Consider the following 15,751-nt stretch of genomic DNA (forward strand, 5'->3'; position numbering starts at 1 on the left):
GGAAAAGTAAAGGTTTATCCGTGCAATTATAAAATAATTATTTAAGTTATTTGTTTGTACAAGATTTTATTGAACTTTAAGCCGCGGATCAAAAGTGAACTTATTTACACTGCTGATAGTTATTTTGTTATAATCGGGATGGGCCGGATTAAGCAGGTAATTATACTCCAGGTCAATAATTGCCGATGGCACTTTTAATACGGCCGTTTCCATTTTACGAAGCCAGGTATCACCAAGCAATTGAGTAACCGGGTAGTTAATTACCTTGTGCCAGTTGGCATTAAGTTTTTGGAGTTTGTTTACAGTGATTTCAAAAACAGGCAGGTTATCCGGTATCTGAAATATAATAACTGAAAAATCACCGGCATATAAAGCAGTACCAGGCGAGTGCGCCAGTTTTTCAAGACATGAAAGAGCCAGTGAACCGCCTGTATAGATCATATATTGTCCCAATGAATTCCATCGGCCGTCAATTCCTGAGCCTTTGCGGTCATGGGCATACTTGGTTTGACTTATCCGGTAAACGTTCAAAAGATAGAAGGAAAGATTAATAACCTATTTAGTGATCATAAATTTGCGTTAAAAATGCAATCAATAATTCACTAAATCATTAATTCAATAATTATTTTTAGGCAAGCACACCGTAATCAATACGGATAAGCTGACTTATTACAATACCAATGCCTGTTATGGTATCGAGCAAATCAAATGGGATAGCATCAATACCCGGATTATAATGTTTTAGCCAGCCTTTAAACTCATCAAGGGAGCCAAAGGTATCCAGGCCTTTGTCAAAAAGCTCAAACAGTTGAATGATGTGCTCACTCAGCCCCTGGTTTAGCTCATGTGTGCTTTGCAAATGCTTACGCAAAGTAGGCTCGGTTATATGCAACCATTTGGCAATATCACTTTGAGTAGCACCGGTTACCTTTAATAAATCAGTGATGGAATTTGAACGCAACCCTTGTTTTATAGCCCCAAGCTTAGCCAAAGGCGATTTAAAATAGGTTTCATAAGGCATCAGCAGATCATTAAAAACCTGCATAGGCGCATCGGTAAATACATAAGGGCGTGATGCAGCCTGCCCTTGCCGGCCTTCAATAGCTGTATTACGTTTAATTGCTTTGCTCATACACAAATGTAAATATTTTCTATTAAAAAAGAAAATATTTACACTTTATTCATTCCACCGCTATGCCCATCCGCCTACATCTGCTTAAATAAAAAATTACCAATAAAATTAGTAATTGTGAAAAATATTCCCGACATTTGATTATTCCTTTATGCCAATCGGCATTCAAAACATAATGAAGCCTGATATATCTTCCTTTAATAACGTCGCCCAGGTTGAGCGGCTTATTGACAAATATTTCGCCTATATAAAGGGGAAATATCATATTGAACAAAAACCGGTAAAAAACAGTAAAGACAATGCAGAAACTATTGAACAAAAGGTTTGGGACCGTGAACCCGAACCTGCAACATTATCAGGGCTGGCCCTTGCCCTTGGCTTTAGCAGCCGGCAGGAGTTTTATACATATGTACAGCACGGCCCGTTTTCACAGGCAGTTAAACAGGGCGTTTTACGCGTAGAAGCCTGCTATGAAGCCCATCTGCACCAAAATGTAACCGGGGCAATGTTCGCGCTAAAAAATATGGGGTGGAGCGAAAAACATGATCAATTACCAAATACAGAAGCAGGGAACATTTTAACAGTAAAGGTCTTTAGCTCCGGCCCTCCCCCTGCCGGTAGCGAAAAAGAAGTAAAACTATAACCCTGTTACCCGTTTGCAACCTCAGCTATCAGATTAAAATCAGTAACAATGACCGATGAAGAAATAATCACCGACATTCCATTTAAAGAACCGGAAGGTTTTCACTGTTCTGTCCTGTTCAAACAAAATTATCTTTCAACCGCGCATGTGGTAATTAACCAGGGAGGCACCAGCAGCGGTAAAACATTTGCCATTGAGCAGGCGCTGTTTTGCCTTGCCTGCGAAAACCCCAAACAGGTGATCACCATAGTCGGGCAGGATATCCCTAACCTTAAAGCAGGCGCCCTGCGCGATGCTCTAAATATATACAGCTCTTCGCCGGTATTACAGGCAAAAATTAAAAGCTATAATAAAAGCGACCGTATTTTCGAGTTTCTCAACGGTAGCATAATTGAGTTTAAAAGCTACGACAACGGACAGGACGCAAAATCCGGAAAGCGCAATTACCTGTTTATCAACGAAGCCAATGGCCTTACATGGGATGTATATACAGAATTGGCCCTGCGCACCAAAAAGCGCATTTTTATTGACTATAACCCCAATACCGGCTTTTGGGTACATGAGCACTTAATTGGTAAACCGGGGGTACAACTTATCGTGTCCGACCATCGGCATAACCCGTTTTTAGGTCAGGAAGTACGTGACAAAATAGAAGCGTTAAAAACTGTTGATATTGAACTATGGAAAGTATACGCCCGTGGTTTAACCGGCAAAATAACCGGGCTTATATTTGACAACTGGTATATCTGCGAATCTATCCCGGCCGATGCCCGTTTGATAGCCCTGGGGTTAGATTTTGGTTTTACTAATGATGAAACCGGATGCATTGAAGTATACCAGCAAAACGGCGAATTGTGGGTAAACGAGTTACTCTACAAAACAGGCCTCACCAACACAGATATTTCCTCAAAATTAAAAGAAGCCGGTGTAGGTTTTAACTGCGAAATTATTGCAGATAGTGCAGAACCCAAATCAATAGAAGAATTAAAACGCCTGGGGTGGCGTGTTACAGCTGCAAAAAAAGGTGCCGATAGTGTTAAAAACTCTATTGATATCCTTAAACGCTACAAAATAAATATAACCCGCAATAGTACAAACCTGCGCAACGAGCTTAACCGTTATAAATGGAGCGTAGATGTAACCGGCAAAACTATCAATGAACCGGTTGACTCATGGAACCATCTGATAGACCCCTTAAGATATATCGCCCTTAATAAACTAAAATAAATGGTACCGGAAAACTTCAATCACGCCTGCCGCACAAGCAAAGTATTCAACAAACAGGGGCATTATACGGGCTGATCTAAACATCCATAATCAAAAACCACAAAACCGATACAGGCTTAAATAGATATGACAGAACAAATATTAAAAACAACCCAGGGCAAGTTGCGGGTCCGGATACCAACGCAATTAAATGAAGTAACCCTGGGCCAACTAATGGATTTGCAAGCCCGACCCGATATAACAGATTTGGAGGCCATCAGCATACTTTCGGGCATCCCGGTTATTGAGCTTCATAACATCAAAAACTATGATGATCTGCACCTGTTTGGCGATGCCGTGCTTTCTTTATCCTACCAGATTAAACACCTGTACAACAGTAACGAGATCCCCAAAGAGGTAATTTTTATGCTATCTGGGGACAGCGGGGCACCATTCCAAAAAACAAAGGTAAAAGTAATGCAAAACCTTTCGGTTGAGCCTGCTGGCGCTTTTATGGCAGCCCGCGATATCATAGCCGAAGAAATAAATGCACATATAAAAACCCATGGCGAAGATGATTGGCAGGAACATTTTAATCCTTCATTAAACGCCTGCTGTCAGGTATTGGCGCAATACTTCTATTGCCGGGCAACAGGTAAAAAATATGACGAATATGAGGTAGAGGGCTTTATGGATGAAGTTAAAAAGCTACGGGTAACGGAGGCACTGCCCATCTCAAAGCATTTTTTTACCTGTTATCCCAGCTTATCGATGCCGAGAATAAGCTTTTGGCATCGGCTCCTACCGTATTGGAAAAAAAGGCAGGGATCCAGTCGTTCGAAAAATTTAAATACATCAACACTGTAAACTCTTTGGCTGGAGGAGATATTACCAAATGGGACCTCATCATGAGTATGCCATATGAGCGCATGCTTACCAAACTGCTGCTTAACAAAACCGAATCCGAATATCAAAAACGATATAGCGAGCTATCTCAAACTACAACTTAAAGCGCCTTATCCCTGCAAGGCTATTAAATACCAAACCACCCCAACCCAGGGATTGGGGCCTGAATTATTATGCGTAACCAAATAGAAGCTATTGTACAAACACTTAATGGCAACCCGGCATTTGCCTATGGCACCCAGGCCGAACTGAATACCCTTGCAGATGATATCACCTTTCCCTGTGTATTTCTTTACCCCCTTCAGCCTATTGAGGTAAGTCCGCAGATTAATGGCTCGGTTGATAATATGTTTACCGTTTATATGGAGTTTTTGTTCAAAACAGATTTTGGACAGTTCACAGCCGAAAATGAAACCTATATATCGCAGGCACTGCAAATGGCTAACCAATTTGTGGTAAAAGCCTCAAAATACAGGGAAGGCGAAGGCCGGTACTTCAGGGTTAAAGCAGGACAAAAAGCCAAATGTGTGCCGGTTTATAACAAGTTTGATGTTAACACCACCGGTATTGGTTTAACCATAACGTTATCGGCCATGTATTTTGATGTTTTTTAAACCCTCATTCTAACCAATAAAAAATGAATATAACAGCCACTATTAATGAAACCATCAGCTCAACAACCTACCCCGACCAAAACGGGGGACAAATCGATCAGGGCGATGTATTCATCAGCATTATTGATGCCGATACCAGGCAACCCACCAATGGCAATAACTGCGAGGTCACCTATCAGCGTAACGAAAACGGATTTACAGCTAACTACACAGTTACCGTAGCCGGGCAATCGTTCCCGCTCTATTCGGGCGTCATCAGAGACTATGAATACAGCCCCCAGGGCGATATGATCCGGAGCAACTATGTATCGTTCAGCATAATCGCTGTCAAAGCCGGTGACAATCCTTCCCCCAATCTCTCTGTTTGTGATCTGAAGATAAATTATATAGATATCAACAAGACCGAGTCGGCTCCGGGAGCTGCTGATGCCCAAATCACCGTTAACGCAACCTCAAGTTTTGCATCCATATTGTACAGTATCGATCTGGGTGTAAACTGGCAGGCTTCTCCTGTTTTTACAAACCTAAGCGGAGGATTAAAACACATACTTGTAAAAGACAGTAACCCTTTAGGCTGTACAGACACCGCGGAGGTTAGTATTTCAACATCCACCAATCTGCTAACCGGCGATCCTTCGGTAATGCTCCCCGATGGATATATGTCACGCTGGAGCGCGGCGTTCAACCCTATTGTGTTTACCTATCAAAGAAAAGATTTCACGATTAACAACATAACAGCCGACAGCGAAAAAGCACATGCCTGCATCAGTGTTAACGCCAATTTTAAAGACACCAATACAAGGCTGGTTAAAGTAAAGGAAGGGGATAAGATTTATATAAATACTACTGCATATAAAGGTGTTTATACTATTGAAAAAGTAATTGGCACTAATAGCATAGTGATAGACACGCCTTTTATAAACGGTGAAACTACCGGTTTTATCAACATCAACAGTATGCGCCCATATTATGAGCTGCATACCCGCATTACCTATACCGATCCGCTTACCAATAACCTATCTACCATAAAATCAGTAAACCGGCCGGATAATACTGGCTTAATAAAAGCAGACCTGTCAAACTTTTTACAGAGCTTGCTGCGTCCGGCCGACAGCAGCGATTATAACCAGGTTGATCATCGCGATACCAATCTCTGCGCCGCTTATACGGTTGAGTACGCCCAGCATTATGATAATGGCTCAAACGAAGGATTTACGAGCAGTTTCAGTCAAATTCAGCATCCGTACTATGTGGTTTATGCGGCCAAACAGCTCGGGGATAAATATGGCGGCAACCTTGCAGCTTATGTACCAAACGTTAACTCACCTGCACAATGGATAACAGATTTTAAAGAACCTGCATATTCGGCAGGGTACCCATTCGATATTGGGTTCGTCTGCACCGATGAGATGGCCGGTCTCCAACCCTATTGCCTGCTTACCTTGCTTGATATTAACCGGAACCCGTTACCCGGTGGTTCACAACCCGATTATTTGCAAAATGAGGATGATTCATGGATCCTGAATGAAGATGGCAGCAAGTTTAGCATCGGTAACCGGACATCTTTTATCATGCCGTTAACAGGTCCAGCCGGCCTGCACCAGCTTATGGTTAATGCAAACTTCCCGGCCGTGGCCTATTACTTCAATATCCAGATCAGGTATGATGATGAAAACGGTTCGCATTCGTTAACCAAAGCACAAACTGTACGGATAGATGATGCTGTTGATGATAATTCAGTATACCTGAGATGGATCGGGCTTAGTGGTTCCTGGAATTACTATCGTTTTGTATTTAACCAGGAAATAAGCCTGGATGTTCAAAATGCTGTTATCATTAAAAACTTTGTACAAAACTGGCAAACCCAGGAAGGAATTGAAGATGTGATCAGCAAAAGCGCAGGTCAAAAAATGAAGGTTATGGCCGAAGATCTTTCTGTAAATGATATCCGCGGGCTGCAGTCAATTAAATATTCGCCAAAGGTACAGATGCTGGTAAATAAAAATCCCGTCAGGTGGCAAACCATTGTGATAAATACCGCTACCTACAGCGAATATGAAACCCGCAACGGGCAGGCCCCGTTTAGCATAACATTCAACATGCCGTCGATAAATATTCAAAGCCAGTAACCGCCCTATTCTTTCGTAAAACTAATGTTATCAATCCCATAGTAATAATCACCATCAACAGTTATACTACTTTCATAACTTACTTCAAGTGCATTTTCGGTAAGTGTATTAACGGTGTAAGTGCCTTCATAAAATGCCGGTGTTGTTTTACTTATGGTTAATACTTTATCCTTCAAAGTGTATTGATATTTAATAAGCGCCGTTTCGCCCGACGGAGTGCGGTTTGACGTATAACCTGAACCATCATTATTAAAAATTTCAAAATCAGCAACCGAGTAATCTGTACGGGCAGTATCTCTGAACAGTACATTGTTTTTATAACTGCGGGTATGATATTTTTTCAGGTACCATCTACCTGTAATAGTAACTACAGGGTTAGCAGCCTTATCATCTTTTTTGCATGATACCAGGCAACATACCAATATGGCAATTATCAAAAGATACTTTACATGCATTGAATGCTGTTTCAGGTTAATTGGTCGGGATCATAAACTTAAATAAATTATTGATAATAAACCAATTGTTTTAAACAGCAATCAACAACTAACATTTGCTAATTTCATGAATCAGATACAACTTTATATTAATGACCAACTGGTTGATTTAACTGATGATAGCCCCATTGCGCTTACCTTCCAGATCAATAACCTGGCCGAAGTTAAAAACCAGCAGGGCAATACCAGCAACCAGTTTAAGATCCCGCTAACGCAACGTAACCGTCAAATTCTGGGTTTTCCGGATCAGGTAGCTTTTACTACAAACCTGCCCTATGATAATTATCAGGCTAAAATTATACAGGATGGGCTTGAAATCATCCCTTATGGGTTAGCTGTGCTTAACAGCATTGAACAGGATATGGCCAACATCACCATACTAAGCGGTAACGTTGATTTTTTTGACGCGTTGGAAGGAAAGATTTATGATATGGGCGATAGCAGCAGTCTCACATCAAATTCCGGAAAAAACCTGCCGTGGCAGGCTTTTGACCATCCCTGGAATCTGGATACTATTATCGCCTCACAAAAAAAGACAGACGGCTGGATATGGCCCGTTGTTGATTATGGATCAATAAATGAGGTTGATTTTGATAAACCTTTGGATGTGTATACCATGCGGCCAGGTTTTTTCATTAAAACTGCAATCGAACTAATGATCAAAAACACAGGTTATAAAGCAACAGGCTCCTAGCTTAAAAATGAGTTATACCCTAAACTTATTTGTCAGTTTGCCAATGACGAGTTTGAACATGGTACCGATTTTCAGAACTCAGTTGAAGGTTTGAGTAAATCAGCATCGATGTTGTACGTTACAAATAACGAACTTGTAATTGATGGCGGGCAGTTAGGTATGCATGCCAATGATAATACGGACAGAACTTTACCAATTGGATTTCAGGAATACCACGCAACAGAGCGGGTTAACGGCACAGCAAGCCTCATTCTCGACTTAGCCATGCATGGCGTGGCCAATACCGGCGATAACGGGTATTTTGAACTCATCATAAACTATCGTGATGCAAACGGCCATTCAAGCGAAGTGGCAAAGCAAACCATCAACTTTACAGATAAGGCTTATCCGCCTAATACCCGTGAGCGCACAGAACCGGTTAAGAATTTAAAGCTCACATACGATTTCGAGCTTAATAAAGGAGATTCGATTTTCATCACTTACCACCTGCACCGTTATAACACCACCGTATTTATTCATAAAGGCGCTGTGTTTAGGTTCGATGTTGATCAGAAACCGGTTTTATATGGCCAGCAGGTACAATGCGAACGCATTTTTCCGGATATAAGTCAGAAAGATTTATTGAAGGATACGCTGCAACGTTTCGGCATTGTATGCCAAACAGATAACAGTACCCGCACCGTGTCCTTTAATTCATTTGCAGATATTGTTTCCAATATTCCAATCGCAAAAAACTGGACAAGCAAGTGTATTGATCAGGGTAAAACCATAAGTTTTCAACTCGGCGGATATGCACAGGTTAATTACATGAAATACAAGGATGACGATAACGTATTACCCAAAAAACTGGCCGATTCTGAAATTATAGTTAAAGATAAGACCTTGCCGACCAGTGCAGATCTGTTTGAAAGCCAATTTGCCCCTACCCTTAACCGGGCTTTTACCGGTGGAACCATAGCTCAAATCAAAAAACTCGATCCTGACAGCGATAACAACGATTTTAGTATCGGCACATCGCCAAGAATATTGATAGATCAAAAGTTAAACCTGCTTAGTCTTAAAAACTACCCTACAGTAAAATTTACCGATAGAGAGAAAACAGTAGAGATAAATGATGTTGTATCGGTGCCTTATTTTTATAAACCGGATGGTGAATTTAACCTGTGCTTTAGCGATAAACCGGGAGTTAACGGTGCTATGCAGCCTGGTTTAAAAACAAACTATTATCCGCAACTGCAAAAGATACTCACCCAAACCAAAAAAGTGGTACGTTTTTTCTTACTAACCCCGCGCGATATCATGGAACTTGATTTGCTTATTCCGGTTTATCTGGAGCAGGACAGCTGTTATTATTATATCAACAAAATCGATAGCTGGCGTAAAGGACAGCCGACAAAAGTAGAATTAGTAAAGCTTGGTTAACATTTTTTTATTTTCAAATATTATTTGCAACCCAAAGTGTAAATGTTATATTTACCAATAATATTAGCAAAATCTAAATTATCACTTTGATGAAATCATATAACCTTCTGTTGTTGTTATTAATTATAGCAAGTTGCACTCCTCCTGTTAAAATAGTAGATGACCGACCGACTGAGGAATTAACGTTAATAAATAAATTTCATGTAGCTGATTCTCTCTATTCCGGAGAAGAAAATGCGATAAAAAAAAATGAAATATATGATAAACAACATGCTCAGGTAGCTAAATTGATTGTGGATACTTTGCATGCGAAAGCTGTGCAATGGCAGGCTACTCTTTATCAAATTGAATTAAAAAGTTACCCCGTTGATTATATCGAGGCAACTTTACTTGTTACGCCAAAGATTTACTTAGACGACGACCAAAAATACCCAGATTTGAGTAATATAGTATTATCTGCCAGGGTACTACCAGACAATACCATCATAAAAGATAAGCTAAAAGATTTGTTAAAAGGTGATAGAGTATTAATAACCGGATCATTTGAGAAAAATAAAACGGGGGATATTGAGTTTACAAGTAATGGAGATGATAAGGATTATGCTTTCTCAAACCCTAAACTTGATTTCAAAATAGAAAGCATTACTAAAATAACTAAAAAGCTACAGTAATAAATATCGCCTGATTATTTAGTTAAGGCTGCACACAACTTTGTTGATAATCAGTTCTGCATCCTAATATCCTAAGCCATAGCTCGGACGGTTCGCTATAACCACAGATTCTTCTAATCATTCTGAAGTAAATCAATCTTTAAATTATGCCAAATGGAATTTCAAGCATTAAGCCATCAAATTAAAAAAGACTTTTTTGTTTAATATCAGCGGCTACTTTTTTACCTAAACATAATTAAAACTAATAATCAAAATGACAAATTCATCCAATGATGACCCGATATTTTCGGACATGAATAATTCCATTCAGCAGATCGAAAAATACAACCAGGCGTTTATCAATTTAAAGAACAGCATAAGTAACCTTGGTAAACCGATAAAAAATGTCTCAGACAATGTGCATGCCTTAGATAAAGACCTTAACAAATTAACAGACTCAATTAAAAAATTGAATGAACAAAATGAGGCAGCTGCAAAATCTGGCAATGCATTCAAGGAAACTTTATCAACACTTTCATCCACATTTTCTATATGGAAAAATATCATTGAAGGCGTAAGGGCAGGCTTTCTTACATTCACCAATATATTAAGCGCTGGTCTAACTATATTAACTATTTATGGCCCGGAAATAATGGAATGGGTTGCATCTCTCATACAAGGAAAAGATGCTATTAATGACGCTACACTTAAATTAAATGCACTAAATAAAGCTTTCAGCAGTAGCGACTATTCAAAAGCTATACAGCAATTAGATGAGTTAAAAATAAATGTCGATTTAGCCCGAAATGGTTTTCTTAAGAAAAAAAGATGTATTGAATCAATATAATGAAACGCTGGGAAAAACAATGGGCAAGGCATCATCATTGGCCGAAGTTGAGAACAAGTTAACAAAAGATGGGCCCGCCTATATAAAAATGACCTTATACAAAGCTGCAGCCCAGTTAGCACTTCAGGATGCTGCAAAAAAAGCTTATGAAGCAGAGCAAGCCAAATTAAAGTCAGACGATGATTCCCTTACATTTTGGGACAAAGTGATGGACGTACTAAACAGAAATCCGGGTGCCGCTGGCGAAGGGTCAAGAGGTATACCAAACACAAGTGAAACAGCCGATAGGGAAAAGAAAAAGCAAGCCGAAAATCGGCGGGCTCAAGTAGTAAAAGATGCCCAAAACGAGCAAAAGAAGTTGGAAGCAATAGCTGGAGATTCTGATGAATGTGACCACTCCATTCCGGCGCAAGCTGACCACCCATTCCGGGCGAAACTGACCAGTGCATTCCGGGGGAAATTGACCACCCCAAACGCGTAGCAAATGCTGTAGAAGTAACCATCTTTTGAGGGCAAAGACACCTTCGTAAAGCATGGCCAACTTAACAATCAGCATGAGTAAGATCAGAAAGATACTAAAGATGTACAGCCAGCAGCGGCCCCTAATGACCATAGCTGCCCAGGCCGATGCATCAAGAAACACAGTAAAAAAGTACATCGCAGCTTTTAATGACAGCGGCTTTACCTTTGAAGAGGTTAACGCACTGAACGACAAAGAGCTGGAAGATTTGTTCGGCAAGAGCAAAGAACACCCGCCTAACGCACGTATGCAGTCCATGCTGCGCTGCTTTCCCCACGTCGATAAAGAACTCAAACGAACTGGCGTTAACCGGCAGATGCTATGGGAAGCTTACTTTAAAGAGTTTCCTGACGGCTACCAATACAGCCAGTTTTGCTTTTATTATAACCAATGGAAGGCCAGGGTAAATCCGACCATGCACATGGACCACAAGGTCGGTGATAAACTATATGTTGATTTTGCCGGTGAAAAGATGAGCTATACGGACAAGGAAACCGGTGAGATCATGGCTGTAGAGGTTTTTGTAGCTATTCTGGGTGCCAGCCAGTTAACGTATGTAGAGGCCGTTATGAGCCAGCAAAAGGAAGACTTTATAGCGGCCTACGAGAATACCCTGCACTTTATCGGCGGCGTTCCTGCCGCCATTGTACCGGATAACCTGAAGGCTGCAGTAACCAAAAGCAGCCGCTATGAACCTACACTGAATGAAACATTTGAAGACTTTGCAGACCATTATGGCACAACTATTCTACCAGCGCGGGCGTACCGCCCGCGTGACAAGGCGTTGGTAGAAGGTGCCGTTAAGATCATTTATACCAAGATCTATGCACCTTTAAACAAGCATGTTTACCACTCTTTAACAGAACTCAATACAGCGATCTGGCAGGCCCTGGAGGTTCACAACACACAGATGCTCAAGGGCCGCAACTATAGCCGCAGGCTACAGTTTGAAGAGATAGAGCGCCAAACCCTGGCACCACTGCCTGTCCTGCGCTACCAGTTCAAAAAGCAGTTCCAGGCCAGGGTAATTAAGAATGGCCACGTTAGCCTCGGCCCGGACAAGCATTATTACAGCGTCCCTTATCGCTATATCGGCAAGCGGGTCAAACTGTTATACTCCCGCACTACCGTAGAGATCTACTCCAATTATGAGCGTATCGCCTTGCACAAGCGCAATAAAAACCCTTATGGCTATACCACAGACAAAGAGCACATGGCCAGCACCCACCGCTTTAAAAGTGACTGGACACCAGATATGTTCCTGGATTGGGCAGCCTCCATTCACGAGGATGTAAGGCTGTATATCCTCCAAATACTGGAGCGTAAACAACACCCTGAACAGGCTTACAAGTCCTGCCTGGGGGTACTTGGCTTTGCTAAAAAAGCAGGGAATGAACGATTAACAGTGGCCTGTCAGCGGGCATTGAGTTATGGCGTCTATAACTATAAAACGATACAAACCATACTCGAAAACAAGATGGATAACTATGAGGAAAGCTTATTTGCCAATGAGTTGCCAATGCCAGATCACGGTAATATCCGGGGAGAAGACTATTACAAATAACCATTTAAAACAACAATAACATGAATACAAGCACCTTAGACAAACTGCGGAAGATGAAGTTCTTCGGCATGTTCCATGCCTTTAAAAGCAGCATAGAAACCGGTAAAACGAATGATTATACAGCGGACGAACTGTTGGCCCACCTGGTAGAAGCCGAATGGGATGACCGGCAAAACAGGCGTATCGAACGCACGATCCTTTATGCCAAGTTCCGCTATAAAGCGGCTATAGAAGACGTTCATTATCATGCCGACCGAAGCATCGACCGCAACCAGATCATGCGCCTGGCGGACTGTACGTTTATTGACCGCTTCGAGAACCTGCTGATCACTGGCAGCACAGGTATCGGTAAAAGCTACGTGGCTTCTGCTATAGGCCACCAGGCCTGCATATTGGGTTACCGGGTATTATATACCAGTACGCCCAAACTGTTCGCTAAACTGAAGATGGCAAAGGCAGATGGCTCTTATATCAAGGAGATCGCCAAACTCGAACGGCAGCAACTACTGATACTGGATGACTTCGGTATACAGCCTTTTGATGCACAAAGCAGAGCTGCCCTGATGGAGATCATTGAGGACCGGCATGGAAAGACATCGCTGATCATCACCTCACAATTGCCGGTCAGTAAATGGTTTGAAGTAATTGGTGAAAAAACGATTGCTGATGCGATCCTGGACAGGATCGTTCATGATGCACACCGTATCGAACTGAAGGGAGAATCTATGAGAAGAAAACGTAGTGTTGAACCGGAAAACAGCCACTAATGGAATTACCTTTTAAATAACTATTTTTGTACATGCTTTTATAGCATTTGCTGCAACTCAAAAGTCAGCTAACCCGGTGGTCAATTTGGCCCGGAACAGGGTGGTCAACATCTCCATAACATACATATAAATCTTTATCCTGATTTTCTAAAAGGGAATAAGATAGACCCAGATTTAACAATTGACGGTACACATCTTTCAACTGCTGGATACTTCAACTGGAGGCGACTAATCGACAAATACGTTAATTGACTTTTTTACTAACATTTAAAGCCCCTTTTAAATGATATCTCAATTATTCCTTTTGTTGGAATAGCCATACTGATCAACACTGGCTACTTTTTCCAACGGTATTTCATTTGTAATATCATACGCGCTGTTTGTATTTATAATTACATCAGTATCAACCCACACATTTGATCCATTTACTTGACCATGGTTGAGAAAAATTAGAAGCTTTTGCCATGACGGAGATCGCTTTAATGAACGTTCCAATGTATCTAAGTTGGTATCAATAACAATAAGATCAAAGTCCAACATAGCGCAATAGTCAGTCCAGTTGCTTCGGCAATATTCATCAAACAGCTTTATATATTTTTCACCGACGCATAAGGTCAATGTTGCTTTTTTCATCCTTGAATTTTCTCCAAATATAGAATAAGAAGATCAGGTTGCTTAAGGTATCAGAAGTTACAGCCTCGTTCAATTCAAAGATCATATAACAGCACAGCTGCTTCTTACAATCATTCATAAATATATCTACATCATGACAACATTTGAACACAGAGAGATTAGGGGCATTACCATAAAGAATATGATAGTCACCATAGCCAGCACCGTAAGTATTGTTGTTTCGGTAATGACAGGCTACTTCCAATTGAAAGGCGACATTAAAGATATCCGCTCGTCGCAGGAAACACAAAGCAGGATCAATGAGATCAGATTAAAGGTACTTGAAGGACAAGTCAATGTGCTGCAACAGGAAGTTCGGGGCTTAAAAGAGGGTAAGAGATCTTAAATACATTGTTTAAGCGGTGTGCCCAGAACGAGATTCGAACTCGGAGAGGTTTCTGATTTGTGCTTATTTTCTCGTTTATTATACTTTCCCATTTAAAAATTCAGGGGTTTTTACACCCGGTTTATACCCGGCTTGACAGTAGTTTTTTCACTTCATTGATCTCTTTTTCATATGCTTGCATCCGGGCATCGAGCATTTGAACTTTTTTAACGAGAATGTCATTCTCAACTCGCAGCATGCTGATCTCGGTGATAAGTTTACTTTCTTTATCTGTCTTTTCTTTCTTGGGTCCGACTCCGGTAAAGAACCACGCGGCGGAGTATCCCCATTTAAAGCAAATTGTTTTTGCTACTTTGACAGATATTTTCTTATGCCCCTTAAGCATTTGGTTTATCATGGACTGGCCAAGCCCGAACTCCTTTGCAAAGTCCTCCTGTGTGCCATTGTAATCTTTAAATATTATGTTTAGCCTGGCAGCCTCGCCAGATAGTTTAGGTTCCCTTGTCTGTAATTGCGGCATTATCTTGCTCCCTTCATAGTTTTAATATTGTTTAATAAGTATTAATTTAAATTTTTCTTTTTCCCCTGGTGATGGCTCATTATTAATTAAATCATCTCCAATCAAAGGGTGCATCCCGAATTGAGTTCCATTTACACCAGCGGCTCTTATCCAGTCGTTTGGGTTTTTATTTAATTTGCTTTGATAATTTGTAGCCCAATAGAAAAAATAAAGCCCTTCCCAATCAAGACTGCCGAGTAGTAATCCTTTTGATTTGTTTGATTTTTCAGTTTGTTTATAAATTGTTTCCAATTCAAAAATAGATGGTAACCTCCATTGCCTATCAATTGATTTCATGCTATCCATTACTGCAACAGCTCTGGTCCACGGAATAAACTCCTGTCTAAAGAATTGTTCGTTTACTTTCTTGTAAACATCTTCTCTTTTATCATTTTTGCCGTTGATTAATGGTGCATTATTAAATGTCTCAATTACTTCTTTTGTAAACGGCTTTGACCAAAAAAACACTGTATATCCGTGCCCATCCGACGTATCAACATTTATAACATCTTTACGAAGATCTTGCGCTAAAGCAATATGGCTCCACGAAAACAGCACTGTTATAGCTATTATATGCTTCATATTA

Annotated in this window: 20 protein-coding genes; 14 read left to right on the top strand and 6 right to left on the bottom strand. The window is 40.8% G+C overall.

Translation table 11 applies throughout. The features are described 5' to 3' along the window. Positions 1-66 precede the first annotated feature (66 nt). Both J3L18_RS14820 and J3L18_RS14825 read right to left on the bottom strand, forming a co-directional pair. Positions 67-531 (bottom strand): RES family NAD+ phosphorylase, encoded by a 465-nt coding sequence (locus tag J3L18_RS14820; RefSeq protein ID WP_189549338.1) that lies wholly within the window; start codon positions 529-531, stop codon positions 67-69. A gap of 97 nt (positions 532-628) precedes the next feature. Continuing rightward, positions 629-1,132, bottom strand: a complete 504-nt coding sequence (locus tag J3L18_RS14825; RefSeq protein ID WP_091163237.1) for an Xre family toxin-antitoxin system antitoxin — start codon at positions 1,130-1,132, stop codon at positions 629-631. A 175-nt stretch (positions 1,133-1,307) separates the two neighbouring features. Here J3L18_RS14825 and J3L18_RS14830 point away from each other — a divergent pair, with 175 nt between their 5' ends. The 6 genes from J3L18_RS14830 to J3L18_RS14855 all read left to right on the top strand — a co-directional run bounded on the left by J3L18_RS14830 (position 1,308) and on the right by J3L18_RS14855 (position 6,630). Continuing rightward, on the top strand, positions 1,308-1,775 hold the full coding sequence (locus J3L18_RS14830) for a terminase small subunit (RefSeq protein ID WP_189549340.1): 468 nt from the start codon (positions 1,308-1,310) through the stop codon (positions 1,773-1,775). A 48-nt stretch (positions 1,776-1,823) separates the two neighbouring features. Continuing rightward, entirely contained in the window at positions 1,824-3,002 is a 1,179-nt protein-coding gene (locus J3L18_RS14835; protein ID WP_129570571.1) for a PBSX family phage terminase large subunit, read from the top strand. A gap of 126 nt (positions 3,003-3,128) precedes the next feature. Beyond that, complete coding sequence (locus tag J3L18_RS14840; protein WP_129570572.1) at positions 3,129-3,848, top strand: hypothetical protein; 720 nt, start codon at positions 3,129-3,131, stop codon at positions 3,846-3,848. A 5-nt stretch (positions 3,849-3,853) separates the two neighbouring features. Beyond that, the gene (locus J3L18_RS14845) at positions 3,854-3,991 is read left to right on the top strand and encodes a hypothetical protein (protein WP_189549342.1); all 138 of its coding nucleotides are present in this window, start codon (positions 3,854-3,856) and stop codon (positions 3,989-3,991) included. Positions 3,992-4,060: 69 nt separating this feature from the next. Further along, positions 4,061-4,501 (top strand): hypothetical protein, encoded by a 441-nt coding sequence (locus J3L18_RS14850; protein WP_129570573.1) that lies wholly within the window; start codon positions 4,061-4,063, stop codon positions 4,499-4,501. 23 nt (positions 4,502-4,524) lie between these two features. Further along, entirely contained in the window at positions 4,525-6,630 is a 2,106-nt protein-coding gene (locus J3L18_RS14855) for a hypothetical protein (RefSeq protein WP_129570574.1), read from the top strand. Between the two features lie 5 nt (positions 6,631-6,635). Here the strand turns inward: J3L18_RS14855 and J3L18_RS14860 are convergent, their stop codons facing one another. Beyond that, positions 6,636-7,085 carry a hypothetical protein gene (locus J3L18_RS14860; protein ID WP_129570575.1) on the bottom strand — a complete coding sequence of 150 codons (450 nt, stop codon included), beginning with the start codon at positions 7,083-7,085 and terminating at the stop codon, positions 6,636-6,638. Positions 7,086-7,191: 106 nt separating this feature from the next. Here J3L18_RS14860 and J3L18_RS14865 point away from each other — a divergent pair, with 106 nt between their 5' ends. The 7 genes from J3L18_RS14865 to istB all read left to right on the top strand — a co-directional run bounded on the left by J3L18_RS14865 (position 7,192) and on the right by istB (position 13,588). Beyond that, positions 7,192-7,818 (top strand): hypothetical protein, encoded by a 627-nt coding sequence (locus J3L18_RS14865; RefSeq protein WP_129570576.1) that lies wholly within the window; start codon positions 7,192-7,194, stop codon positions 7,816-7,818. A 108-nt stretch (positions 7,819-7,926) separates the two neighbouring features. Beyond that, a complete protein-coding gene (locus tag J3L18_RS14870; protein WP_129570577.1) occupies positions 7,927-9,240 on the top strand; it encodes a hypothetical protein in 1,314 nt (437 codons plus the stop codon). 89 nt (positions 9,241-9,329) lie between these two features. Next, positions 9,330-9,911 (top strand): hypothetical protein, encoded by a 582-nt coding sequence (locus tag J3L18_RS14875; protein WP_091163229.1) that lies wholly within the window; start codon positions 9,330-9,332, stop codon positions 9,909-9,911. Between the two features lie 253 nt (positions 9,912-10,164). Beyond that, positions 10,165-10,737 (top strand): hypothetical protein, encoded by a 573-nt coding sequence (locus J3L18_RS14880; protein ID WP_129570578.1) that lies wholly within the window; start codon positions 10,165-10,167, stop codon positions 10,735-10,737. After that, complete coding sequence (locus J3L18_RS14885) at positions 10,724-11,218, top strand: hypothetical protein (RefSeq protein WP_311086350.1); 495 nt, start codon at positions 10,724-10,726, stop codon at positions 11,216-11,218. The genes J3L18_RS14880 and J3L18_RS14885 overlap by 14 nt, the downstream gene beginning before the upstream one ends. Positions 11,219-11,291: 73 nt before the next feature. Next, the gene (gene istA, locus J3L18_RS14890; protein WP_243771447.1) at positions 11,292-12,821 is read left to right on the top strand and encodes an IS21 family transposase; all 1,530 of its coding nucleotides are present in this window, start codon (positions 11,292-11,294) and stop codon (positions 12,819-12,821) included. A gap of 20 nt (positions 12,822-12,841) precedes the next feature. Then, the gene (istB, locus tag J3L18_RS14895) at positions 12,842-13,588 is read left to right on the top strand and encodes an IS21-like element helper ATPase IstB (RefSeq protein WP_129571990.1); all 747 of its coding nucleotides are present in this window, start codon (positions 12,842-12,844) and stop codon (positions 13,586-13,588) included. 291 nt (positions 13,589-13,879) lie between these two features. On the opposite strand, the gene J3L18_RS14900 is transcribed toward istB, so the two are convergent. Then, a complete protein-coding gene (locus J3L18_RS14900) occupies positions 13,880-14,221 on the bottom strand; it encodes a hypothetical protein (protein WP_129571977.1) in 342 nt (113 codons plus the stop codon). A gap of 133 nt (positions 14,222-14,354) precedes the next feature. Here J3L18_RS14900 and J3L18_RS14905 point away from each other — a divergent pair, with 133 nt between their 5' ends. Next, positions 14,355-14,606 (top strand): hypothetical protein, encoded by a 252-nt coding sequence (locus tag J3L18_RS14905; protein ID WP_091163217.1) that lies wholly within the window; start codon positions 14,355-14,357, stop codon positions 14,604-14,606. A gap of 121 nt (positions 14,607-14,727) precedes the next feature. Here the strand turns inward: J3L18_RS14905 and J3L18_RS14910 are convergent, their stop codons facing one another. Both J3L18_RS14910 and J3L18_RS14915 read right to left on the bottom strand, forming a co-directional pair. Next, a complete protein-coding gene (locus J3L18_RS14910; RefSeq protein ID WP_129571137.1) occupies positions 14,728-15,126 on the bottom strand; it encodes a helix-turn-helix domain-containing protein in 399 nt (132 codons plus the stop codon). A 21-nt stretch (positions 15,127-15,147) separates the two neighbouring features. Next, positions 15,148-15,747 (bottom strand): hypothetical protein, encoded by a 600-nt coding sequence (locus J3L18_RS14915; protein ID WP_129571136.1) that lies wholly within the window; start codon positions 15,745-15,747, stop codon positions 15,148-15,150. Between the last annotated feature and the right edge of the window lie 4 nt (positions 15,748-15,751).

It is taken from the genome of Mucilaginibacter gossypii (assembly GCF_017569325.2).
GTDB classification, from domain to species: Bacteria; Bacteroidota; Bacteroidia; order Sphingobacteriales; family Sphingobacteriaceae; genus Mucilaginibacter; species Mucilaginibacter gossypii.